At 53.3% G+C, this 23,504-nt stretch carries 23 protein-coding genes; 17 read left to right on the top strand and 6 right to left on the bottom strand.

The window, feature by feature from the left end; translation table 11 throughout:
* Window positions 1-92: 92 nt before the first annotated feature.
* From ACMV8I_RS16055 to ulaG, 4 genes are all read right to left on the bottom strand, one after another.
* A complete protein-coding gene (locus tag ACMV8I_RS16055) occupies window positions 93-1,283 on the bottom strand; it encodes a trans-sulfuration enzyme family protein (RefSeq protein WP_498866210.1) in 1,191 nt (396 codons plus the stop codon).
* A 161-nt stretch (window positions 1,284-1,444) separates the two neighbouring features.
* Entirely contained in the window at window positions 1,445-1,765 is a 321-nt protein-coding gene (gene glpE, locus ACMV8I_RS16050; protein WP_498866209.1) for a thiosulfate sulfurtransferase GlpE, read from the bottom strand.
* Window positions 1,766-1,861: 96 nt separating this feature from the next.
* Entirely contained in the window at window positions 1,862-2,617 is a 756-nt protein-coding gene (gene ulaR, locus ACMV8I_RS16045; RefSeq protein ID WP_498866208.1) for an HTH-type transcriptional regulator UlaR, read from the bottom strand.
* 116 nt (window positions 2,618-2,733) lie between these two features.
* Complete coding sequence (gene ulaG / locus ACMV8I_RS16040) at window positions 2,734-3,798, bottom strand: L-ascorbate 6-phosphate lactonase (protein WP_498866207.1); 1,065 nt, start codon at window positions 3,796-3,798, stop codon at window positions 2,734-2,736.
* A gap of 408 nt (window positions 3,799-4,206) precedes the next feature.
* Between ulaG and ulaA the strand changes: the two genes are divergently transcribed.
* The 8 genes from ulaA (at window position 4,207) to malQ (ending at window position 13,319) form a co-directional block, all read left to right on the top strand.
* Complete coding sequence (gene ulaA, locus ACMV8I_RS16035) at window positions 4,207-5,610, top strand: PTS ascorbate transporter subunit IIC (RefSeq protein WP_498866206.1); 1,404 nt, start codon at window positions 4,207-4,209, stop codon at window positions 5,608-5,610.
* A gap of 14 nt (window positions 5,611-5,624) precedes the next feature.
* On the top strand, window positions 5,625-5,933 hold the full coding sequence (gene ulaB, locus ACMV8I_RS16030; protein ID WP_498866205.1) for a PTS ascorbate transporter subunit IIB: 309 nt from the start codon (window positions 5,625-5,627) through the stop codon (window positions 5,931-5,933).
* A 10-nt stretch (window positions 5,934-5,943) separates the two neighbouring features.
* Window positions 5,944-6,414, top strand: coding sequence for a PTS ascorbate transporter subunit IIA (ulaC, locus tag ACMV8I_RS16025; RefSeq protein WP_498866204.1), 471 nt, complete (start codon window positions 5,944-5,946; stop codon window positions 6,412-6,414).
* 16 nt (window positions 6,415-6,430) lie between these two features.
* Complete coding sequence (locus ACMV8I_RS16020; protein WP_188474181.1) at window positions 6,431-7,087, top strand: 3-keto-L-gulonate-6-phosphate decarboxylase UlaD; 657 nt, start codon at window positions 6,431-6,433, stop codon at window positions 7,085-7,087.
* A gap of 10 nt (window positions 7,088-7,097) precedes the next feature.
* Window positions 7,098-7,961: an L-ribulose-5-phosphate 3-epimerase gene (locus tag ACMV8I_RS16015; RefSeq protein ID WP_498866203.1), complete on the top strand. Its 864-nt coding sequence runs from the start codon at window positions 7,098-7,100 to the stop codon at window positions 7,959-7,961.
* Complete coding sequence (locus ACMV8I_RS16010; protein WP_498866202.1) at window positions 7,955-8,644, top strand: L-ribulose-5-phosphate 4-epimerase; 690 nt, start codon at window positions 7,955-7,957, stop codon at window positions 8,642-8,644. Before ACMV8I_RS16015 ends, ACMV8I_RS16010 begins: the two co-directional genes overlap by 7 nt.
* A gap of 170 nt (window positions 8,645-8,814) precedes the next feature.
* A complete protein-coding gene (malP, locus tag ACMV8I_RS16005; RefSeq protein ID WP_498866201.1) occupies window positions 8,815-11,235 on the top strand; it encodes a maltodextrin phosphorylase in 2,421 nt (806 codons plus the stop codon).
* A gap of 8 nt (window positions 11,236-11,243) precedes the next feature.
* Window positions 11,244-13,319, top strand: coding sequence for a 4-alpha-glucanotransferase (gene malQ, locus ACMV8I_RS16000; protein ID WP_498866200.1), 2,076 nt, complete (start codon window positions 11,244-11,246; stop codon window positions 13,317-13,319).
* A 900-nt stretch (window positions 13,320-14,219) separates the two neighbouring features.
* Here the strand turns inward: malQ and nfuA are convergent.
* Together nfuA and gntX are read right to left on the bottom strand one after the other, a co-directional pair.
* Window positions 14,220-14,795, bottom strand: coding sequence for a Fe-S biogenesis protein NfuA (gene nfuA / locus ACMV8I_RS15995; protein ID WP_498866199.1), 576 nt, complete (start codon window positions 14,793-14,795; stop codon window positions 14,220-14,222).
* A gap of 103 nt (window positions 14,796-14,898) precedes the next feature.
* Window positions 14,899-15,591 carry a DNA utilization protein GntX gene (gene gntX, locus ACMV8I_RS15990; protein ID WP_498866198.1) on the bottom strand — a complete coding sequence of 231 codons (693 nt, stop codon included), beginning with the start codon at window positions 15,589-15,591 and terminating at the stop codon, window positions 14,899-14,901.
* Between the two features lie 45 nt (window positions 15,592-15,636).
* On the opposite strand from gntX, the gene bioH reads away from it, so the two are divergent.
* From bioH to ACMV8I_RS15945, 9 genes are all read left to right on the top strand, one after another.
* A complete protein-coding gene (gene bioH, locus ACMV8I_RS15985) occupies window positions 15,637-16,407 on the top strand; it encodes a pimeloyl-ACP methyl ester esterase BioH (protein WP_498866197.1) in 771 nt (256 codons plus the stop codon).
* Between the two features lie 229 nt (window positions 16,408-16,636).
* Window positions 16,637-16,903, top strand: a complete 267-nt coding sequence (locus ACMV8I_RS15980; protein WP_498866196.1) for a YdgH/BhsA/McbA-like domain containing protein — start codon at window positions 16,637-16,639, stop codon at window positions 16,901-16,903.
* Between the two features lie 332 nt (window positions 16,904-17,235).
* On the top strand, window positions 17,236-18,897 hold the full coding sequence (gene mdcA / locus ACMV8I_RS15975; RefSeq protein ID WP_498866195.1) for a malonate decarboxylase subunit alpha: 1,662 nt from the start codon (window positions 17,236-17,238) through the stop codon (window positions 18,895-18,897).
* A 5-nt stretch (window positions 18,898-18,902) separates the two neighbouring features.
* Entirely contained in the window at window positions 18,903-19,760 is an 858-nt protein-coding gene (locus ACMV8I_RS15970) for a triphosphoribosyl-dephospho-CoA synthase (RefSeq protein WP_498866253.1), read from the top strand.
* A 42-nt stretch (window positions 19,761-19,802) separates the two neighbouring features.
* On the top strand, window positions 19,803-20,105 hold the full coding sequence (locus tag ACMV8I_RS15965) for a malonate decarboxylase subunit delta (protein ID WP_498866194.1): 303 nt from the start codon (window positions 19,803-19,805) through the stop codon (window positions 20,103-20,105).
* Window positions 20,095-20,931, top strand: coding sequence for a biotin-independent malonate decarboxylase subunit beta (locus ACMV8I_RS15960; protein ID WP_498866193.1), 837 nt, complete (start codon window positions 20,095-20,097; stop codon window positions 20,929-20,931). The genes ACMV8I_RS15965 and ACMV8I_RS15960 overlap by 11 nt, the downstream gene beginning before the upstream one ends.
* Complete coding sequence (gene mdcE / locus ACMV8I_RS15955; protein ID WP_498866192.1) at window positions 20,928-21,743, top strand: biotin-independent malonate decarboxylase subunit gamma; 816 nt, start codon at window positions 20,928-20,930, stop codon at window positions 21,741-21,743. Before ACMV8I_RS15960 ends, mdcE begins: the two co-directional genes overlap by 4 nt.
* 153 nt (window positions 21,744-21,896) lie before the next feature.
* Complete coding sequence (locus ACMV8I_RS15950; RefSeq protein WP_498866191.1) at window positions 21,897-22,859, top strand: AEC family transporter; 963 nt, start codon at window positions 21,897-21,899, stop codon at window positions 22,857-22,859.
* A 19-nt stretch (window positions 22,860-22,878) separates the two neighbouring features.
* The gene (locus ACMV8I_RS15945; RefSeq protein ID WP_498866190.1) at window positions 22,879-23,502 is read left to right on the top strand and encodes a malonate decarboxylase holo-ACP synthase; all 624 of its coding nucleotides are present in this window, start codon (window positions 22,879-22,881) and stop codon (window positions 23,500-23,502) included.
* The last annotated feature ends 2 nt before the right edge of the window (window positions 23,503-23,504 follow it).

Here is a 23,504-nt window from a genome sequence, read left to right as displayed (position 1 = left end):
CAATTATTCTGGCGGATATTGCGCGAATATCGCCAGAATAATTACACATTAGGGTGCGGGGAGTGTGACTTTGCACGCTAATTCAAACGCCATTAAAGCCCTTCCAGCGCCTGTTGAATATCGTCCACCAGATCTTCCACGTCTTCAATACCGATGCTGATACGCACCAGACCGTCGGTGATCCCGCTTTGACGGCGCACTTCGGCTGAGACTGCGCTGTGCGTGGTGGTCGCCGGATGGCAGGCCAGCGAGTCGGTGTCGCCTACAGATACCGCCTGCGTGATGATGGTCAGTTTATCCAGGAACGTCCGCGCCGCGTCGCGGCCACCGCGCAGTTCAATTGCCATAATGCCGCCGAACAGTTTCATCTGGCGTGCGGCAGTCTCATGGCCCGGATGGCTTTTCAGCCCCGGATAAAACACCTGCGATACTGCGGGATGTGCGTCCAGCACTTGTGCAATATGCGCGGCGCTGAGCGAACTGGCTTCAACACGCAGTGGCAGGGTTTTCAGGCCACGGGTCAGCAGCGCTGCTTCGAACGGACTTAAGCAACCGCCAAACTGTTTCAGGCTCAGGGTGCGGATCGGGTCAATCAACGTTTTACTACCGACTATCACGCCGCCGGTCGCATCACCGTGGCCGCTGATGTATTTGGTGGCAGAATGCAGAGAAATATCAATGCCCAGATCCAGCGGGCGAGTCAGATAAGGCGTGGCGAAGGTGTTGTCTACCACGCTGACTGCACCGACCTGCTTCGCAATGCGAGCGACTTCGGCGATATCTGCAATGCCTAACACCGGGTTAGCCGGGGTTTCGACAAACACCATTTTGGTCTGCGGTGTCAGCGCGGCCTGCAGATCTTTCGTGTCTGCCACAAACACCGGTTTGATGCCGTAACGTGGCAGTAAATTGCGGATCACACCTTCGGTACCGCCGTACAGCGTGCCGACATGAATAATCTCATCGCCCGGAGAGAGCAGTGCAAACAGCACGGCGCTGATGGCCGCCATGCCGCTGGCACAGGCCACGGCGCTTTCTCCGCCTTCCAGTGCTGCCATCTTTTGCTCGACAACGGCGACGGTCGGGTTGGCAAAACGGCTGTAGGAATAACCCGGTTCTTCGCCGCTAAAACGCCGCGCGCCGCTGTCGAAATCATCGTAGGAAAAAGCCGAGGTGGCCGTGATCGGCGTGGCGATAGCGCCAGTTAGCTTATCAGGTTGCTGACCTGCATGAACCGCCAGTGTGCGCATGCCCAGCGGGCGGGGATTTTCCAGGTGTTTCATCGTTATATCCTATAAATATTAGAGATAAATTATACCAATACTTAAAAGGTGTAGCTGATTCAGCTTAAGAACATTTAATGCCCAGGCCAAACCAACGGTTATAACCAGAAGAGAATGTTGGCTGGGTCTGGGTTCAAAATGGGGAGGGGAAGCGCCTGAAATCAGGCTTCGATATCCTGAGGAAACGTTTTTGACCAGGCTTCGAAGCCGCCGTCAACGCTGTAGACCGACTCAAAACCTTGCCCGATCAGAAACTGCGCTGCGCCCCGGCTGCTGATGCCGTGATAGCACATGACCAGAACCGGCGTTTTGGCATCGGCGTTTTGCATAAAAGCCGCCATGCTTTCATTACTCAGATGAAATGCGCCGGGTGCATGGGCTGCACCAAAGCTTTGTGGGTCGCGGATATCGACCATCACCGCATCGCCTGATTTCAGGCGGGTATGCGCGAGTTCTACGCTGATTGCTTCGAATTGTTCCATTTGGCAGGGCCTCATTAATCATTACTTGACCCCATTCTACCGAATTATTTAGCCACCAAGACCCGACAAACCGCAGGGATAAGCCAAAATAAGCGATCAGACCAAAATCACCTTAACGCCTTTAGCGTGCAACTGATCGAGGATAGAGGCATCTGCATCTTGTCCGGTGATGAGCACATCGATTTGTTCGGTACGGCTGAACAGCATACCGGCCCGCTGGCCGACTTTGCTGCTATCTACCAACACCGCCAGTTTACCGACGTAGTTAAGCATCTTCTGCTCGGCCATCGCGGTGAGCATATCCGTTTTATACAGGCCGTCGCTGGTCAGCCCAGCGCCGCTGGTGAACATCCAGTGACCGGCATACAGACTGGCGTCGCCATCCTGTGGGGCCAGCGTGATTGACTGACTTTTATTGTACTGACCGCCCATGATCACCACGCTGTCGTGTTCCTGCTCAATCAGATAATTGGCCAGCGGAAGATAGTTGGTGATCACCTGAATCTCTCTGCCACACATTTCGCGGCCCAGCAAGAATGCGGTGGAGCCGCAGTTGATCACCACGCTTTCACCGGGTTGGCAGAGCTTCGCAGCGGCCTGGGCGATGCGCATTTTCTCATTGAGATTTTGCGTCTGGTGGATATTGAGCGGTGTCCAGTTCTGACGCGGCGAGGTTACTGCTTCAGCGCCGTTGCGCACTTTACGCAGCTTACCCAGTTGATTGAGTTTGGTGATATCACGGCGGGCTGTAGCGGGCGAAATATCAAAACTGTCGATCACATCTGAGACAGAGATCTGACCCTGGCGTTGTAAAAGCTCAAGGATCGCATTATGGCGTTGTGGTTCTGTCATGGTGACTCCGCGGAAAGGGATACCGCGTGATTATAGATGAGCAGTTGAATCATTCAATCGTCATTTTCTGGGAATGTGCGGGGGACAACGATCCCCGCCATTCTTTTACTCATCGACTAAAGGAATGATTTGAAAGGTAAATCAGTTTCCGTGGTGAAACAGTCATCGAAACCGCGTGGGTAGTGGTATTCGAAATTATCTTTGTCATCCGGGTAGGTAAATTTGCCACCAACCTGCCAGATAAAAGGCTTGAAGCCATATTTCAGGCGGTCTTTCTTCATTTCCCACAGCACGCGGATCTCCTGCGGGTCGGCCTGGAAGTTTGACCAGATATCATGGTGGAACGGAATAACTACCTGAGTTTTCAATGACTCGGCCATGCGCAGCATATCCACACTGGTCATTTTGTCCGTCACGCCGCGCGGGTTTTCACCATAAGAGCCAAGCGCCACGTCGACTTTATACTCATTGCCATGTTTGGCGTAGTAGTTGGAATAATGAGAGTCGCCGCTGTGGTAGAGATTGCCGCCCGGTGTTTTAAACAGATAGTTCACGGCGCGCTGGTCCATCATGTCTGGCAGCACGCCCGCCGCTTTTTGGTCCGCAGGCAGGGTGATAAGCACTGTGCGATCGAAAGAGTCCAACGCGTGAATTTCCACGTCTTTAATTCGTACCACTTTGCCCGGCGTCATCACGATGCAGCGTTCAGCCGGCACGCCCCAGCTCATCCATAAGTCCACGCAGGTCTGCGGTCCGATAAACGGCACGTTTGCGGCACAGTTTTGCATCACTGCCGCAGCCACGTTGACGTCGATGTGATCGTTATGATCGTGAGTCGACAGTACGGCGTCGATCTCCCTGATCGCAAACGGATCCAGTACAAACGGTGTGGTACGCAGGTTCGGCTGTAGCTTCTTCACACCAGCCATGCGTTGCATCTGGTGGCCGGCTTTCATCAGCGGGCTGCTGTGATTCTGCTTGCCGACGCCGCACCACAAATCGACGCAAATGTTCGCGCCGCCTTCAGATTTCAGCCAGATCCCGGTACAGCCCAGCCACCACATGGCAAAGGTGCCTGGCGCGACCTTTTCCTGCTCAATTTCTTCATTTAACCAGGTTCCCCATTCCGGGAAAGTACTCAGGATCCAGGACTCGCGGCTGATCGTTTCTACTTTGCTCATGGTGTTCCCTTATCGTCATAACGGTGTTAGTGAAATATCACGATTAATCATTTTGTGATTACTTATGATTTGTTTGAGGTAAAGTTATCATCGAAATATCGTCATGACAATGACTTTACAAGAAGATTTGTTGATGAGACAGACGTGGGATCCTGATGAGGATTTGAATGAGGTGATCGTTTTAAAAACAAATTAAATTATTTAATGAGCTGAAATATAACTAAAAATAGAGTTTTATGCGTTCAGGTGATGATTTCCATGATAACGATAACTTGCGAGACTGCTCACAAATAATCATTGTGAATCTTTACCTGATTCGATGTGAGCATTAGGGTGCATCTGTCCCTCACTTTTCAGCGCAGTGTGTTCAGCGCCAAAAAGATTAAACAAGGTCAGACGGAGAGTCTTATGGAATTCCTCTATACCCTTTTTACCGTATTTTTTAATCAGGTAATGACCAACGCGCCGCTGCTGCTGGGTATTGTGACCATGCTCGGTTACATCCTGCTCAGAAAGAGCGCGACAGTGATTATCAAAGGCACCATCAAAACCATTATCGGCTTTATGTTATTGCAGGCGGGTTCCGGCATTCTGACTGGCACCTTTAAACCGGTGGTTGCCAAGCTGTCAGAAGTGTATGGCATCAACGGCGCAATTTCTGACACCTACGCTTCAATGATGGCGACGGTAGAACGCATGGGCGACGCCTACAGCTGGGTTGGTTACGCGGTGCTGATCGCCCTCGGGCTGAACATTCTGATGGTGGTGTTTCGCCGCATTACCGGCATCCGCACCATCATGCTCACCGGCCACATCATGTTCCAGCAGGCCGGTCTGATTGCGGTCTTCTTCTTCATCATGGGTTACCCGATGTGGACCACCATCTGGTGTACGGCGATTCTGGTCTCGCTGTACTGGGGCATTACCTCCAACATGATGTACAAACCCACGCAGTCCGTGACCGAAAACAGCGGTTTCTCCATCGGTCACCAACAGCAGTTTGCTTCGTGGGTTGCCTATAAAATCGCGCCGTATTTGGGTAAAAAAGAAGAGAGCGTGGAAGACCTCAAGTTGCCGGGTTGGCTGAATATTTTCCACGACAACATCGTGTCTACCGCCATCGTGATGACCGTATTCTTCGGCATCATTCTCTGCTCGTTTGGCCTGGATACGCTGCAAAAAATGGCCGGTAAAACCCACTGGACGATCTACATCCTGCAAACCGGTCTGATGTTTGCGGTGGCGATTTTCATCATCATTCAGGGCGTGCGCATGTTTGTCGCCGAACTGACCGAAGCCTTTAACGGCATTTCCCAACGCTTGATTCCCGGAGCCGTTCTGGCGATCGACTGCGCAGCGATTTACAGCTTCGCGCCGAATGCCGTGGTCTGGGGCTTCATGTGGGGCACCATCGGTCAGCTGATTGCCGTGGCCATCCTGTTCGGCATCGGTTCTTCCATCATGATCATCCCCGGCTTTATTCCAATGTTCTTCTCCAACGCCACCATCGGCGTGTTTGCCAACCACTTCGGCGGCTGGCGCGCGGCGCTGAAAATCTGTCTGGTGATGGGCATGATCGAAATCTTCGGCTGCGTCTGGGCCATCAAACTCACCGGCCTGAGTGCCTGGATGGGGATGGCCGACTGGTCGATTCTCGCGCCGCCAATGATGCAGGGCTTCTTCAGCATCGGCATGGCCTTTATGGGCGTGATTGCGGTGATTGCACTGATGTACATGTTCTACGCGGGCCGTACGTTGCGCGCCGAAGAGGACGCTGAAAAACAAGCACTTAATCAATCCACTTCTCACTAATCAACGAGGTTCCCATGACAGTACGAATTCTGGCGGTATGCGGTTGCGGGCAAGGCAGTTCGATGATCATGAAGATGAAGATCGGCCAGTTCCTGACCCAGGAAGGAGTGGACCACTCCATGAACAGTTGCGCGGTGGGCGAGTATAAATCTGAACTAAGCGGCGCAGACATTATTGTCGCCGCGACTCACGTGGCGAGCGAGATCACCGTCAGCGGCAACAAATACGTGGTGGGCGTGCGCAATATGCTTTCCGCCGCCGACTTTGGTCCGAAAGTGATGGAAGTGATTAACGCGCACTTCTCAAAAGACCTAAAGAAATAAGGACCCCTCTATGAAACTGCGTGACTCTTTGGCTGAAAATCAGTCGATCCGCCTGAATGTTGAAGCTGAAAACTGGCAGGATGCGGTGAAAATAGGCGTCGATTTACTGGTGGATGCAGGGGTGGTGGAATCACGCTACTACCAGGCGATTCTGGACGGCGTCGAGCGTTTTGGTCCCTATTTTGTTATTGCGCCCGGCCTGGCGATGCCGCATGGCCGCCCGGAGGAAGGAGTACTGAAAACAGGTTTTGCGTTGGTGACCCTGAAAAAACCGCTGGTCTTCAACCATGAAGATAACGACCCGGTGGATATCTTGATCACCCTCGCGGCGGTTGATGCTAACGCTCATCAGGAAGTCGGCATTATGCAGGTGGTGAATCTGTTTGAAGACGAAGAGAACTTTGACCGGCTGCGTGCCTGTACCACGCCTCAACAGGTGCTGGATTTGATTGATCAGACTTCCGCGGCCGCTGCTCATTAACCATAAGGAATACACTATGTCTCACTCATTACCGATGTTGCAGGTCGCACTGGATAACCAGTCGATGGATGATGCCTATAAAACCACGCGTCTGATCGCCAACGAAGTCGACATTATCGAAGTCGGTACCATCTTGTGCGTTGCTGAAGGGGTGCGTGCAGTACGTGACCTCAAAGCGCTGTACCCGGAAAAAATCGTGCTGGCTGATGCCAAAATCGCCGATGCTGGCAAGATTCTGTCGCGTATGTGCTTTGAAGCCAATGCTGACTGGGTAACCGTCATTTGCTGCGCTGACATCAATACCACCAAAGGCGCGTTGGAAGTCGCGAAAGAATTCAACGGCGATGTACAGATTGAACTCACCGGTTACTGGACCTGGGAACAGGCTCAAGAGTGGCGCGATGCCGGTATTCAACAGGTGGTTTACCACCGCAGTCGCGACGCACAGGCGGCGGGCGTAGCCTGGAGCGATGCCGATATCACCGCCATCAAACGTTTGTCCGACATGGGCTTCAAAGTGACCGTGACCGGCGGGCTGGCGCTGGACGATTTGCCACTGTTTAAAGGCATTCCGATCCATGTCTTTATCGCCGGTCGCAGCATCCGCGATGCCAAAGATCCGGTCGATGCAGCCCGTCAGTTCAAAAAATCAATCAGCCAACTCTGGGGCTAAGGAACGCGCAATGATGCATAAAGCCGTGCCACTCGGTATCTATGAAAAGGCATTACCTGCGGGTGAAGACTGGTTTGAACGCCTGAGCCTAGCGAAAGAGCTGGGTTTTGATTTCGTCGAAATGTCGGTTGATGAAAGCGACCACCGGCTGGCGCGGCTTGACTGGAGTCGCGAACAGCGGATGGCGGTGGTTGATGCCGTCGCCCGAACCGGGATGCGCATTCCATCGATGTGCCTGAGCGCGCATCGGCGTTTTCCACTGGGCTCGGAAGATGACAAAACCCGCACGCAGGGGTTGGAAATCATGCGTAAAGCCATCGTGCTGGCGCAGGACCTCGGTATCCGGGTTATTCAACTGGCGGGCTACGACGTCTATTATCAGGATGCCAACCACCATACTCGCGAACGTTTTCGTGACGGCCTGCAAGAGTCCGTCGAGATGGCCAGCCGTGCGCAGGTGACACTGGCGATGGAGATCATGGATTATCCGCTGATGAACTCCATCAGCAAGGCATTGGGTTATGCCCATTACCTGAATAATCCGTGGTTCCAGCTTTATCCTGATATTGGCAATCTGTCTGCCTGGGACAATGACGTGCAGATGGAACTGGCCAGCGGCGCAGGGCATATTGTCGCCGTACACATTAAAGATACCCAGCCAGGCGTGTTCAAGAATGTACCTTTTGGCAGCGGCGTGGTGGAATTTGAGCGTTGTTTCAGCACGTTACTTAACAGTGGATACTGCGGGCCTTACCTGATTGAAATGTGGAGCGAAACCGCCGCCGATCCGCTGAAAGAAGTACGCGAAGCCCGCGCCTGGGTGATCGACAAGATGCAGAAAGCGGGGCTGAACATGGAGGAAGCCTTATGCTAGAACAACTCAAACAGCGTGTATTCGACGCCAACATGGCGCTTCCTGCACGCGGATTAGTGACCTTCACCTGGGGTAACGTGAGCAGCATCGATCGTAAAACCGGTTTGGTGGTGATCAAACCCAGCGGTGTTGAATATGACGTAATGACTCCTGATGACATGGTGGTGGTTAACGCACTGGGGGAGGTGTTGGAGGGGCATTTCAAACCTTCGTCCGACACGGCAACCCATCTTGAACTTTATGCGCAATTCCCCGAGCTGGGCGGGATCGTGCATACCCATTCGACCTACGCGACTTCATGGGCACAGGCAGGTGTGCCCATTCCGGCGCTGGGTACAACCCATGCGGATTACTTCGCAGGGGCCATTCCCTGCACGCGTCCGTTAAGCCGTGAAGAAGTGGCCGGTCAGTATGAAATGGAAACCGGTAAAGTTATCGCCGAAACGCTGGGCGAAACCGAGCCGCTTCATATGCCAGGCATTTTGGTTTCTCAGCACGGCCCATTCTGCTGGGGGGAATCACCGGAACAGGCGGTGCATAACGCGGTCGTACTGGAAGTGGTGGCAAAAATGGCGTGGATCACCGGTACGCTGAACCGCCAGATGTCACCCATGGGCGGTTATTTGCTCAACAAGCATTTTACCCGCAAGCATGGACCAGATGCCTATTACGGGCAAAAGTAGACCCGACACCATTAATATTTATCGACAAATTCCTGAGCTCATCATGTCAACGTGGTGAGCTTTTTTGCGTTATAGGCGTTATACCTATAAGTGATCACAGATCACGCATTTCGCATTTATGCTGAACAGACTTCTTCTCCCGGAATGAACCAAAAGGAAAGAGCTGCCTTATGACCAAGCCCACTCTTAAGCAGGATGTTTTTTTAGCAGCACTGACCCGTCAGTGGCAAGCCTTCGGACTGACTTCAGCCAGAGACATGACGCTGCATCAGTGGTGGCATGCCGTAAGCGCCGCCGTAGCTGAACAGCTTCCCCCACAAGATGACAGCGTTCCTGCCAGCAAAAAGCGGCAAAAAAACCTGCGGCATGTGAACTACATCTCAATGGAGTTTCTGGTTGGACGTCTCACCGGTAACAATCTGATTAATCTTGGCTGGTACGACACGGTGGCCAAGGCGCTTGAGCCCTTTGAAATTAACCTGAGCGACCTGCTGGAAGAGGAAGTTGATCCGGCGCTGGGTAACGGTGGCTTGGGCCGTCTGGCTGCTTGTTACCTTGACGCGATGGCGTCGGTCGGTCAGCCGGGAATTGGCTACGGTTTGAATTATCAGTATGGTCTGTTCCGCCAACGCTTTGTTGATGGGCACCAGAAAGAGTCACCGGACGACTGGCATCGTAGTGAATATCCGTGGTTCCGCCACAACAGTTCGCTGGCAGTGAGTGTCGGGATCGGTGGGAAAGTGGTGAAGAACGACAATGGCTCACTGCGTTGGGAGCCGGAATTCACCCTGCGCGGCGAAGCCTGGGATCTGCCTGTGCTGGGTTACCGCAACGGCATTACCCAGCCTTTGCGCCTGTGGGAAGCTACTCATCCGCATCCGTTTGATCTCAAAAAATTTAACGACGGCGAATTTCTTAAAGCCGAGCAACGGGGCGTGGACGCCGCCAAACTCACCAAAGTGCTCTATCCCAATGACAACCATCAGGCAGGTAAGCGTCTGCGCCTGATGCAGCAATATTTCCAGTGCGCCTGTTCGGTGGCTGACATATTGCGACGCCACCACTTTCTCGGGCGGAAAATTGCTGAACTACCGGACTACGAAGTTATTCAGCTTAACGATACCCATCCGACTATCGCCATACCTGAAATGCTGCGCGTGTTGATCGATGAACATCAGATGAGCTGGGACGATGCGTGGCACATTACCAGCCGCACATTTGCCTACACTAACCACACGCTGATGCCGGAAGCGCTGGAAACCTGGGACGAACGTCTGGTGCGCAGCCTGCTGCCGCGCCACTTCCAGATAATCAAACAGATCAACGCCAACTTTAAAAAGCAGGTCAGCAAAGCGTGGCCGGGTGATGAAGCAGTTTGGGCCAAACTCGCGGTGCATCACGACAAACAGGTACGCATGGCTAATCTGTGCGTGGTGGCGGGTTTTGCGGTGAACGGCGTCGCGGCACTGCATTCTGACTTAGTCGTGAAAGACCTGTTCCCCGAGTATTATCAGCTTTGGCCAGAAAAGTTCCACAACGTCACTAACGGCATTACACCGCGTCGCTGGTTGAAGCAGTGTAACCCGGCATTGTCTGCACTGATTGATGAGCGCCTGCACACTGACAGCTGGGTAACCGATCTCGACCTGCTAAAAGGGCTGGAAAGCGGCGTCAAAGACAAAAAATTCTGCAAACGTTTCCGCAAAATAAAACATGAAAATAAAGTCAGGCTGGCGGAGTTTGTTTGGCATCGCATGGGGATTAAGCTCAACCCTGACGCTATTTTCGACGTGCAGATCAAACGTCTGCACGAATACAAACGCCAGCACCTCAACCTGCTGCATATTTTGTCACTGTACCGGCAAATTCGCGATAACCCTACATTGGACATTGTGCCGCGCGTGTTCTTGTTCGGGGCCAAAGCCGCGCCGGGTTACTACCTCGCGAAAAACATCATTTATGCGATCAATCAGGTGGCGGATAAGATCAATAACGATCCGATCGTCGGCGATCGTCTGAAAGTGGTATTTATCCCCGATTACAGCGTGTCCGTAGCGGAAATAATGATCCCAGCGGCCGACGTTTCCGAGCAGATTTCTACTGCCGGAAAAGAGGCTTCGGGAACCGGTAACATGAAGCTGGCGCTGAACGGTGCGTTGACCATCGGTACGCTGGATGGTGCGAACGTTGAGATTGCTGAACAGGTCGGTGAAGAGAATATCTTTATCTTTGGTCTCGACGTTGATGAAGCCAAAACGCTGCAAAAGAGAGGCTACAAACCGCAAAGCGTGGTGAAAAAGGATAAGCATTTGAAAGCGATTCTGGATGAACTGGCCAGCGGGTTTTTCAGCCACGGCGACCCGCACGCTTTCGACCTGATGCTCAACAGCTTCAAAGAGGGCGGCGACCCGTATCTGGTGCTGGCCGACTTCGCTGCGTATTGCGGAGCGCAGAAAAAGGTCGATGCGCTGTACCGCGATGCCGATGAATGGACGCGCCGGACGATTTTGAACACTGCCCGCGTGGGGATGTTCAGCGCAGATCGTTCTATCAGCGATTACCAGCAGCGTATCTGGCAGGCCAAACGTTAGGAGCAAGCATGGAGGGTAAGCAACTCGAACAGGCAGCACAGCAGGCAGGTATTTTAGACAGTTTTATCAATATGCGGGACGAAGTGCAGTCGGTTTCCGATGACACTAAACAGGCGCTGTTAGCGGCGATGGGCCGCGATGAGGTCAGCCATGAAGAGGCCTTGCCGCTTCCTTTCGTACGGGTGTTTTACCAAGGGACGGCAGGTGTTGTTGCACCGGAGGGCGGTCACGTTTTCCGCTGGCAGCTGACGCAGGAAAATGGCGATCTGTCAGAGGGGAAGCTGGCGGCAGGCACCACATTGAGACTGCCCGCTGATTTGCCGGTGGGCTATCACCATCTGACGCTGCACTGGGGCGAAAAGCAGTGTGGATGTCGCATCATTGTTGCGCCGCGCCGCTGTTATGAACCGCCTCAATTGCTGGCAGGGGAAAAGCTGTGGGGTGCGACCGTGCAGCTTTATACCCTGCGGTCTGAGCACAACTGGGGTATTGGTGATTTCAGCGATCTCAAACAAATGGTGGAAGAGGTCGGCAAACGCGGCGGGGCTTATGTGGGTCTTAACCCGATTCACGCTTTGTATCCGGCTAATCCGCTGAGTGCCAGCCCGTACAGCCCATCCTCACGCCGCTGGTTGAACATCACCTATATCGACGTGAATCAGGTAGAAGAGTTCGCACAAAGTGAAGAGGCTCAGCACTGGTGGCAGTTACCGCATACTCGCGATGCGCTGCATCAGGTGCGAAGTGTGGAATACGTGGATCACCCACAGGTGATGAGGCTGAAGCTTGATGGGCTGAAGCTGGCGTGGAAAACATTTTGTGGTATTCCGGATGCCAGCCAGCGCAAGCGCGATTTTCGCCGTTTTTTGCATCTTGGGGGCAATAGCCTGTATCAGCAGGGCGTGTTCGATGCGCTGCATGTCCACCTGCGTGATTTGGATTTAGGTCTTTGGGGCTGGCCGGTCTGGCCGGAGCCGTACCGCGATATTCATAGCCCAGATGTGGCCGAATTTTGCGAACGTTATGCTGATGAAATCGAATTCTATTTGTGGTTGCAGTGGCTGGCGGACAGGCAGTTTTCCGACTGCTATCAGGCCAGCGTTGCACTCGGCATGCCGCTGGGACTTTATCGTGATCTGGCGGTCGGCGTGGCCGAAGGCGGCGCTGAAACCTGGTCTGACCCTGCGCTTTATTGTCTGAAGGCCACCATCGGCGCACCGCCGGATATTCTCGGGCCGCAGGGGCAGAACTGGGGACTACCGCCCATCGATCCCCATGTCATGAAAGAGCGCGCCTATCAGCCGTTTATCGATTTGCTGCGGGCGAACATGGCAGAGTGCGGCGCGCTGCGCATTGACCATGTGATGGGGCTGATGCGTTTGTGGTGGATACCGGCGCATGAGCATGCGGGCAAGGGCGCATATGTGCGTTATCCGTTGGGGGATCTGCTCGGCGTTCTGGCGCTGGAAAGCCAGCGTCATCAGTGCATGGTGATTGGCGAAGACCTCGGTACTGTGCCAAAAGAGATTGTCGCCAGCTTGCATGACAGCGGTGTTTACTCCTATAAAGTGCTCTATTTTGAGCGGGAGAAAAACGGTGACTACCGTGCCCCGCAGGACTATGTAGTGCAGGCGATGGCTACCGTCACGACGCACGATTTACCGACACTGCGCGGTTATTGGGAAGGTGGGGATTTGACTCTGGGGGAAACTCTTGGCATTTACTCTGAGCCAGCCGTACTGGCTGCGCTCAATGATGAGCGTAAAGCCAGCAAACAGGCTCTGCTTGACGCATTGCACCGCTATGGATGCGTCGCAAGTAAGGTCGGGCATCACGCCGATAAAATGACCATGACGCCGGCCCTGAACCAGGGTTTGCAACGCTATCTGGCTGACAGCGCGAGTGCCTTGCTTGGTCTGCAACCGGAGGACTGGCTGGACATGGTGACGCCGGTAAATGTCCCCGGCACCAATACAGAATACCCAAACTGGCAGCGTAAACTGACGCAAACGCTGGAGGACATGTTTGCCGACCCGCACATTAATTCTTTGCTCAGGGATTTAGATCGCAGAAGAAAAGCATGAATCACAAGTGAATGGTTCTAATGGTAAATACAGGGAACAGATAGCTATAGAATGATAAAAGCCCTGACGGTACTCGTCAGGGCTTTTAAGGTACTGCTAACTTCAGATTTGACATTAATATACTTCGTAACTTCGTACTGCTATTTGGTACTACTTTAAATGCACAAGTTTTTACAGATAATATCGGGTACTAAACTAACTAAAACCCCCTATTTTACCGGTTTAAAACTACCTGATAGCTTTATATAGACACAAAGTCAAGTCAGGCCAGATTAGTTCAATCTCGTACATCTCCCCGTCGCGATATATACTCTTTGATGCGTTGCTTTACTTTCTTCGCGATATACAAACTATTGGAACTCATACTGTCGCGAACTTAAAAAATTTAAAACAAAGCCTTACATCATCGCGTTTTGTACTGATATACTTACTTCTACTTCTACTTCTACTTCTACTTCTACTTCTACTTCTACTTCTACTTCTACTTCTACTTCTACTTCTACTTCTACTTCTACTTCATATAAGTAAAATTTATCTTTTACTTAAATCGAATTACTAATACTCATCTTACTAACTATATCTAATCTAACAACTCTATTTAAACTAACAGCGATATGTATATTTCGTCGCTGCTGAGTACTAATTTACGGATTTTTTATAACCTGTCAACACTGTTTTTAATAACATGTTTATATTTTCAGTGTTCCTGTCTGTGTTCTTTATAAGAACAATCTGTTTGACGTAACTAATCGATGGGTGCAGGAAATTCCGCATTCCCCATAGCATCCCAGACACAAACGGCTTCTGGTTTATATCCTTAGGCAATCGACAGCACGTTTACTATAAAAAAAGCACCCGGTTAACTGGGTGCTTCTTGCATTCTGGCCGATCAACGGTTGATCAGTAGAACGAGTGTTCGCCGCGCTGGTGCTCGGTGAGATCGCGAACGCCTTTCAGTTCTGGAAAGTTTTTCAGCAGGTCTTTTTCGATGCCATCTTTCAGCGTGACATCGATCATTGAACAGCCGTTACAACCGCCGCCGAACTGCAAGATGGCGATGCCATCATCGGTGATTTCCATCAATGATACACGGCCGCCGTGGCTGGCGAGCTGCGGGTTAATTTGCGATTGGAGCTGATACTCAACGCGCTCCATCAGGGGTGCATCGTCGGCCACTTTACGCATTTTGGCATTCGGGGCTTTCAGTGTCAGCTGGGAACCGAGCTGGTCGGTCACAAAGTCGATTTCAGCGTCAGCCAAATAAGGCTTGCTGAGTTCATCGATAAAAGCAGACAGCTTCTCGAATTTGAGTTCGGTATCTGTTGCTTCCACAGCATCCGGTGGGCAGTAGGAGACACCGCATTCAGCGGTCGGCGTACCTGGGTTAATCACGAATACGCGGATCTGGGTGCCTTCTTCCTGGTTTGCCAGCAGTTTGGCAAAGTGCTCTTGGGCAGCATCGGTAATAAGGATCATAGTATTGGCTCAATAGTTGACTATTTCAGTTGGTTATAATACGCCCTTTGCTTTTCTTCGTCATCCTTCACATGGCCGTTGTGTTAGCAGCATGTGCTCACCACTACAAAGTTCGACAGACACACCAAATCTGTAGAGACGCAACGCCCTGATTGTGAAGTATTTTACCGATTTCACGTAATGTGCTGCCAGTGGTGACCACGTCATCAATGAGGGCAACGTGTTTTCCACAGAAGTTCTCTTCACACAGGAATGCTTTACGCAAATTCATTTTCCGCGCTGCCTCTGATAACCGCTGCTGCGGCGGTGTGTAACGAATGCGCCGCAGGGCGTGTGGGCGGTACTGACAGCCCAGCCAGCGAGCCAGCGGTTGGGCCAGCAGTTCACTTTGATTATATCCGCGTGAGAAATAGCGCCGCCGGTGTAACGGTACGCTGAGCACAATATCCGGGCGCACCACGTCACCGGTGCGAAAACGAGCAAGCCATCTCAGCAGCAGCAGGCGCGCCAGCGTAACCGCCAGCTCCGGCTGGCGGGAGAATTTGAGCCGCATGACCAGCCCGCTCAGTGGCGGCAGATAATCAGTAGTAGAAATCATAGTGTCCCACGGAGGCGGCTTGTGCAGGCAGCGGCCGCAGTCGAATTTTTGGCTGGCGCTGGGTAACCCGCAACGCCGGCAGCACGGCAGCAGTGGCGTCAGATCCCTGACACACAGGCTGCAAATACCGTGGTTGGCGAGATGTAACGGCTGTTGGCATAGCCAGCAAAGGCTACGAATTGTTATCCTTAACGGCATCTATTACCACTTCCTTAATGTGTAAAATCTAACGGACATTACCTTATGAACAGGCTCTACTGGCAGACCTTTGGCAAAGGCGATCGCAATCTTGTGCTGCTTCATGGATGGGGGCTGAATGCTGAGGTGTGGCGTTACATTGCCGCTCGACTTGCGCCGCATTTTCGTCTGCATCTGGTAGACCTCCCGGGTTATGGGCGTAGCCAGGGGTTTGGGCCGATGAGCCTCGGGGAAATGGCCGATATTGTGCTGGTTGCCGCGCCGGAAAAAGCGGCGTGGCTGGGTTGGTCGCTCGGCGGGCTGGTCGCCAGCCAGATTGCGCTTGATGCCCCACAGCGTGTAGAGAAGCTGATCACCGTGGCCTCTTCACCTTGTTTTGCGGCGCAAGATGATTGGCCCGGTATCCGCCCTGAAGTGTTGCAAGCTTTTGAGCATCAGCTCAGCGAAGATTTTCAGCGCACGGTCGAGCGTTTTCTGGCGCTACAAACCCTCGGCAGCGACAGCGCTCGTCAGGATGCCCGCATGTTGAAAGCGGTGGTACTTGATCAGCCGATGCCGTCAGTGGCGGTGCTAAATGGCGGTCTGGAGATCCTGCGGCGGGTCGATTTACGTCAGGCTATGTGTCAGTTGCCAGTCCCTATGCTGCGCATTTATGGCGCGCTGGATGGTTTGGTACCCCGCAAGGTCGCGATTTTACTTGATGCGCTATGGCCGAACTCTACCTCTCGGGTCATTGAAAAAGCCGCGCATGCACCGTTTGTCTCACATCCGGAAGCATTCTGTTCAGCTGTTGAGAAATTCATGATTTCAAAATGAAATTAAATGTAAGTATTTTTTTCAAATTTATTGATAATTTACAATTGTGACTAATACTTAAACTGATAATGGCGGTGAAATGGCTGACGTAAGGGTTGATGGCAGACTATTTGCGTCGCTGGGGAGTCTACTGACGTTTAACCATGATAGTCATGCCGCGCAGATGCGCATTCATCGTTTATATTTTGGCTGTTTTTGAAAAATACTCATCAAATTTAGAGGTAATTTCATGAAATTAAATACAATTATTGTTGCGGCAGTTCTCGGTGGGGTTTTCTCAATCAATGCAATGGCTGCTGAATTGATCACCAAAGAAGTTGCGCAAGAGAAAGGCTACACCAGCTTGGGCATGGTTAATGTTTCTGGTGAGGCGGCGCCGTCGGATGCAAAAGAAGCCCTGTCCAAACTGGCTGATGAGAAAGGCGGTAAGTACTATGTCATCATCGCCGGTCGTGAACATGCGAAATTCAGCGCGACGGCTGAAGTCTTCAAATAACATCTTTTCTACCTGTCATCTTTCAATTCGAATGATGGCGGGTAGGTTAAAGGGTTTTAAAAGATGCCTGATGGCGTCTTTTTTTATGCCATTTTTGTGCACTTCATCGTCTAATTATTCCCTATCCTGCTGTTTTAAATAATTTCAATCTAATCGTTACTCTTAGGGTAACGATTGTTCACTGCGCTTGATTGATGAAGTCACTCCCCCTTCCTACACTTAATAGGCTAATTATTCATGGCATCTATGATGTACCGCCACTTGTCTGAGCCCGCCGCTGTCTTAGTGATAGCCGCCCGCTGCTCAGCAAGCTAACCCAGGGAGGTTCAGGCATGACCCAGCATCCGCAGTCCACCAGAGCTTGGGACACCCGCCGCAGCGAGAAACAACGGCGGATAGAGAGTGTCCGGGCCGTGGCTCAGGGCAAAGTGTTACCCACCGACCAGATTATCTCGATCCTCGAAACCTTGATTGCCCCCGGCGATCGCGTCGTGATGGAAGGGAATAACCAGAAACAGGCCGATTTTCTCTCCCGGTCGCTGGCCAAAGCTAACCCGGAAAAACTTCACGATTTACATATGATCATGCCGAGCGTTAGTCGCGCTGAGCATCTTGATCTTTTCGAACGCGGTATCGCCCGCAAACTCGATTTTGCCTTCTCCGGCCCGCAGAGCCTGCGTATCGCGCAGTTGCTGGAAGATGGGCAGATGGAGATCGGCGCTATTCACACCTATGTCGAGCTTTATGCGCGTCTTTATGTGGATTTAGTGCCTAACATTGCACTGATTGCCGGTTTCAAAGCTGACCGTAAAGGTAACCTTTATACCGGCGCCAGCACTGAAGATACACCCGCATTGGTGGAAGCTGCCGCTTTCAAAAATGGCATTGTCATCGCTCAGGTCAATGAGCTGGTCGAAGAGGGCTGCGACCTGCCGCGCGTAGACATTCCCGGTGACTGGATCGACTTTGTGGTGGTTGCCGACCGTCCGTTCTTTATCGAACCGTTGTTCACCCGTGACCCACGTTTGATCAAGCCGGTGCACGTTCTGATGGCAATGATGGCTATCAAAGGTATTTACGCCAAACACAACGTGCAGTCGCTTAACCATGGCATCGGTTTCAACACTGCAGCCATTGAACTGCTGCTGCCAACTTACGGCGAACAGCTCGGCCTGCGTGGCAAAATCTGTAAACACTGGACGCTGAACCCGCATCCAACCTTGATCCCGGCTATCGAAAGCGGCTGGGTCGATACCGTGCACTGTTTCGGTGGTGAATTGGGGATGGAAGAGTATATCCGCGCCCGCCCTGACGTATTTTTCACCGGCTCCGACGGCTCGATGCGTTCCAACCGCGCCTTGTGCCAGATGGCCGGTCAGTATGCAGTAGACATGTTTATCGGTTCGACTTTACAGATCGATGGCCTGGCGAACTCCTCAACGGTGACCCGTGGCCGTCTGGCTGGTTTTGGCGGTGCGCCGAATATGGGCCACGACCCGCACGGCCGCCGTCATGCGACACCTGCATGGCTCGATATGATTGAAGAGCCGGATCCGCTGGCGCGCGGTAAAAAGCTGGTGGTACAGATGGTTGAAACCTATCAGTCCGGTGGTAAGCCAAGTTTCGTTGAGAAACTTGAAGCGGTGGATGTCGGTAAAGAGTCCGGTATGCCGCTGGCGCCGGTGATGATTTACGGCGACGACGTGACCCACGTGCTGACCGAAGAAGGCATCGCCTATCTGCACCGGGCTCGCTCGCTGGAAGAGCGCCGCGCTATGGTGGCCGCCGTGGCCGGTATTACCGATATTGGGTTGGGCGTTGACGCTAAACGCGTTGCCGAGCTGCGCCGTCAGGAGCTGGTGGTCTTCCCGGAAGATATGGGTATTCGTCGTACCGATGCCACCCGTTCATTGCTGGCCGCAGGCAGCGTCAGCGACCTTGTTGACTGGTCTGGTGGTTTGTATAACCCACCAGCAAAGTTCCGGAGCTGGTAATGACAATGCCGCACATTTTATCGGTCAGTGGCCGGATCGCCGCTGAACAGGTGGCTATACGGCTGGCTCAGCAGGCGACGCTGGCGCTGATCGATGAAGCGCGGCTCAGTCCAAAGCCGGGCCTGGTGGACAGCCGGGGTTCCGGTGCGCATCAGGATCTGACGCTCGCGCTGATGGAGCGTTCTGCTCATAGCCTGACCTCCACCTTTTATGCTCTGGCGCTGCACAGTTTTCAGCGCCCGGTGGATATCGCGCTGCGTCAGGACGTGGGGCGTCTGGGACGCGAAGGGGAAGCCCGCATGATGCAGGCAACCGACGGAGTGAATACTCACCGGGGCGCTATCTGGGCGATGGGGCTGCTGGTCAGCGCCGCCGCTATGCAGCCTGAAACAGACAGCCCACAGGCCATTGCCCGGCGGGCGGCAAAACTGGCGGCACTGTCCGACGCGTTCAGTCCGAAAATTTTTAGCAAAGGTGCCCACGTCGTTCAGCGCTATCAGGTGCCAGGTGCGCGGGCAGAGGCGCAGGGTGGTTTTCCTCACATCCTTGACCTCGCGCTGCCTCAGTTGCGTGACAGCCGTGAGAGAGGAGCAACAGAAAGCCAGTCGCAGCTAAATGCCCTGTTGGCCGTGATGACCTCACTGGCGGATACCTGCGTGCTGTCGCGTGGCGGCATGCCCGCTTTGCAGGCGATGCACGCCGGTTCCCGCGCGGTGTTGAATGCCGGGGGCACACAATCTATTGCCGGGCGCGCGCACCTTCAGGCGCTGGAAAAACGCATGTTGAGCGACAACGTCTCACCCGGCGGCGCGGCGGATTTGCTGGCTGCGACCCTGTTTCTCGATCGCGTCTCACTGGCGTGATCGTCCTGATTATTAACATCATGATTTTTATAAAGAGGTGTTATGGAACGTTTTGAATTTACTTACCCGGCGCAAACATTGCTGACTGGTCGTGCGCAGGCTGGCGTGGTCGGATCCGGCGATTTAGAAGCGCTGTATGAACCGAAAAGCGGCGATAAGCTGCATGTCATCGTCACGACCTCCGTCGATGGTAGCCACACCCTGTGGCAACGCTTTTTTGACCGTCTGAGCCAACTGCGTGAATTACCCGCAGGCCAGCTCGACGTCAATGACTTCGGCGCGACGCCGGGTGTGGCACGTCTGCGCATTGAACAGGTGTTTGAGGAGGCCGGTCATGTCAACTGATCAAAGTTTTATCGAATTGAACGCCCGCCAGCGCGCGCGCAATTTACTCGATACGGGTAGCTTTCGTGAACTGCTGGGGCCGTTTGAACGCATCATGTCACCTTGGTTGGAACCGCAGGGCATTGTGCCGCAGGCCGATGACGGCATGGTGGTTGCTAAAGGCACCATTGACGGTCAGCCCGCGGTGGTGGTTGCCATCGAAGGAGCATTCCAGGGCGGCAGTATGGGCGAAGTGTCCGGTGCAAAAATGGCAGCTGCTTTAGAGCTGGCCGCAGAGGATAACCGTAACGGCATCGCCACTCAGGCGGTACTGCTACTGGAAACCGGCGGGGTACGCCTGCAGGAGGCCAACCTCGGTCTTGCCGCTATCGCCGATATTCATGCCGCGATTGTTGATTTACGCCGTTATACGCCGGTGATCGGGGTAGTTGCCGGTACCGTGGGCTGCTTTGGCGGGATGTCGATTGCCGCCGCGCTGTGCAGCTATCTCATCGTGACCCGTGAAGCCCGTCTTGGTCTGAATGGCCCGCAGGTTATTGAACAGGAAGCCGGTATCGATGAATACGACTCCCGCGACCGGCCGTTTATCTGGAGCATGACGGGTGGCGAAGTGCGTTACCGCAGCGGTTTTGTCGACGCACTGGTGAAAGACTCATTAGCCGAAGTGAAAAGCCAGATGCTGGCATTTATTGCCAAAGGCCTTCCTGCCCAGCATCGTTCGGACAAATTTGACTATTACCTGCCAAAACTCAGCAGTTTTGACACCACCCAACAGGCCAGCCGTGAAGTGACTGAAGCCCTGTTTACTCGGGAGGATCGCGCATGAGCACTGTAGAAAGCAACACCGTCAGCCGTGGTGGTTACTGGTTCGATGAACTGACTAAAGACGCCACGCCGGTCACCGGTCTTTGCCCTTCCGTGAAAGCGGCCGATGGAAAAATCAACGATCAGGACGTGCGTTTTATCGCGGTGGTTCCTGACAAAAATAATCATTATGCGCGCGCCGCAGGCGGTGAAGTCGGTCTGCTGGAAGGCTGGACGCTGGCGAAAGTCGTCAACGACGTGATTGCCGCCGATGTCGGTGCCAGCACCAAGCGCGCCATCGTGGCGGTGATTGATGTGCCAAGTCAGGCGTATGGCCGCCGCGAAGAAGCGTTCGGTATTCATCAGGCGCTGGCCGGTGCCGCGGGTGCTTATGCGCAAGCGCGCCTGGCCGGGCATCCGGTTATCGGGCTGATTGTGGGTAAAGCGATGTCCGGGGCTTTTCTGGCCCACGGTTATCAGGCCAACAAGCTTATCGCCTTCAATAATCCAGAGGTTATGATCCACGCGATGGGTAAAGAGTCAGCGGCACGTATTACGCTGCGCTCGGTCCAGGCGCTGGAGAAACTGGCCGCCACTATTCCGCCGATGGCCTACGACATCGAAAATTACGCCACCCTTGGTCTGCTGGCGCAGCTGATGGATATCGGCAATCCCGATCGCCCGACGCCTGACGATATCGCCAGCGTACAGTCGGCGCTGTGGAGCAATATTCAGGATGCCCGTCAAGCGGGTGTCGGTCTTAACAATCGTTTAGGTGCTGACAATCGGGCCAGTTCGCAATTAGTTCGCGAACGGATGCGCCAGCAGTGGTAGTTCGTTAACGTTTCAGTCTTTCAGCCGGTAAAGGCACCTGCAAACAGCGGAATGCGGCACAGAATCTACCGTGCTGCATCCGACTGGGATTTATAAAAAACATCGTAACCGGCGGACTGGGTAATTCATTTTTTTTACCTCAGGTACATCGCTATGACTTATGTGATTTTGCACGCGCTCGCCCCAATTTTCGTGATTATGATCCTCGGTTTTTTTGCCGGGAAAGCGAAAATGGTGGATAACCAAAACGTCTCGTTATTGAATATTTTCGTGATGGATTTTGCTTTACCCGCTGCGTTGTTTGCAGCAACAGTACAAACGCCGTGGGCGGGTATTGTCGAACAGACACCGCTGATTCTGGTTCTGGTTCTGGCTATGTGGGTAACCTATGCGGCGATCTACTTTATCTGTACCAAAGTATTTAATAAGTCGCCGCAGGATGCTGCCGTCCTGACGTTGACTGTCGCTTTGCCAAACTATGCGGCGCTGGGTTTGCCGATTTTGAGCAGCGTGTTGGGTGATGCATCCTCGACGTCGCTGTCTGTGGCTGTGTCTATTGCCTGTGGTTCTGTGCTGATGACGCCGTTCTGCCTGTTAATTTTGGAACGTGAAAAAGCACGTATCAGCGGAGAAAATCAAGGCTCCTCTTTGGCGCTATTGCCGGTGTTGATGTGGCGTTCGGTGAAAAAACCGATTGTCTGGGGGCCATTGTTGGGTGTGGTGCTGTCTGCGATTGGCATTAAAATGCCGGAAATCGTACTGGCATCCATTAAGCCTCTTGGCCTGTCGGCGACCGCTTCTGCACTGTTCCTGACCGGTGTGATCCTGTCAGCCCGTAAACTGAAAATTAACGGTCCGGTGCTGTTGTCATGCGTGGCGAAAAACCTGATCCAGCCGTTTATTGCCTGGGGCCTGGTGCTGGCCTTTGGTCTGAGTGGCCAGATGGCAGTGACGGCAATTCTGATGATTGCCCTGTCAGCCGGTTTCTTCGGTATCGTGTTCGGTAATCGTTTCGGCGTGCAGTCACCGGATGCAGAGGCGTCGCTGTTGATCAGTTCAGTGTTGTGTATCATTACGTTACCGCTGTTTATAACACTGACCTCTTCACTGCACTGATGATTAAGGAACTGTAACGATGAGTCTGCCGCGTGCCCATGACCTGATTTGGATTGCCGACCGTGCGTCGTTGGAAAATGACCAAGGTTTACCCGACTGGGTAAGCAACTGGCGGCCGCATTTGCCGCTGGTGGTGCGTCGTGACCGGCGGGACGATGGTGCCATTCCGGTCGGGATACGCGGTATGACCAAAATTCAACGCGCCGCCGCCTGGGTAAAGCCGGAAGATGTGCTGCGTGTGTTGACGCCAGAATCGCTGGTGGCCGATCCTGTGACTCTGCTGCATTCGCGTTTTATCTCTCTGCAACCCCTACAGGCGCTGATCACCCTCGCCAGCCTGAAGTTGCCGTGGCATTGGGGCGTAACCGGTAGCTGCGCTTATGCGTTGGCCAGTGATATACCCGTGATGCATGCAGAGAGCGATCTCGACTTAATCATCCGCTGTGACCAACCGGTGGACTCCATTGAGTTTTCCGCTTTCCATACCCGTCTTGAAGCGTTGCCATGCCGCGTTGATGTGCAAATCAACACGCCGCAGGGTGGTTTTGCGCTGACGGAATGGCTTCGCGGGGGTGGAATTATGCTGAAAACTGACGCAGGTCCGGTGCTGGTCACCGATCCGTGGAGCCAGCCTGCAGTTTAAGG

It is taken from the genome of Ewingella sp. S1.OA.A_B6, assembly GCF_049889095.1.
GTDB lineage: Bacteria > Pseudomonadota > Gammaproteobacteria > Enterobacterales > Enterobacteriaceae > Ewingella.
This window is presented reverse-complemented; position numbering and strand designations above follow the sequence as displayed.